The sequence below is a fragment of the Shewanella sp. SR44-4 genome, assembly GCF_014163715.1.
Lineage (GTDB): Bacteria > Pseudomonadota > Gammaproteobacteria > Enterobacterales > Shewanellaceae > Shewanella.
In genome coordinates this window covers 1-308 of the sequence record NZ_JACJDU010000164.1, presented here as the reverse complement: position 1 = coordinate 308, position 308 = coordinate 1, and the positions used below count along the sequence as shown (strand labels likewise).

Annotated in this window: 1 rRNA gene; it reads right to left on the bottom strand. The window is 42.5% G+C overall.

Annotated elements, in window-relative coordinates:
* Positions 1–111 (bottom strand): 16S ribosomal RNA (locus H5125_RS21910); the annotation flags it as partial.
* Between the last annotated feature and the right edge of the window lie 197 nt (positions 112–308).

Sequence of the window (308 nt, the reverse complement as noted above, 5' to 3'; positions counted from 1 at the left end):
CGTCCGCCGCTCGTCACCTCAGGAGCAAGCTCCCTTGTGTTACCGCTCGACTTGCATGTGTTAGGCCTGCCGCCAGCGTTCAATCTGAGCCATGATCAAACTCTTCAATTAAAGTTCTTTTGAAACCCGAAGGTTTCGGCTCAATGAATTCTGATTGCTTTATCAACCGAAGCTGACAAAGTCTTTGTACATATTACTATGAACATTCATCGTTGCATTGAGTTGTAATTTTTTGATTGCCAACATTCCGAAGAACAGAAGACAATTTCGAATAACTCAATACCTGTGAATGTCCACACAGATTTCTT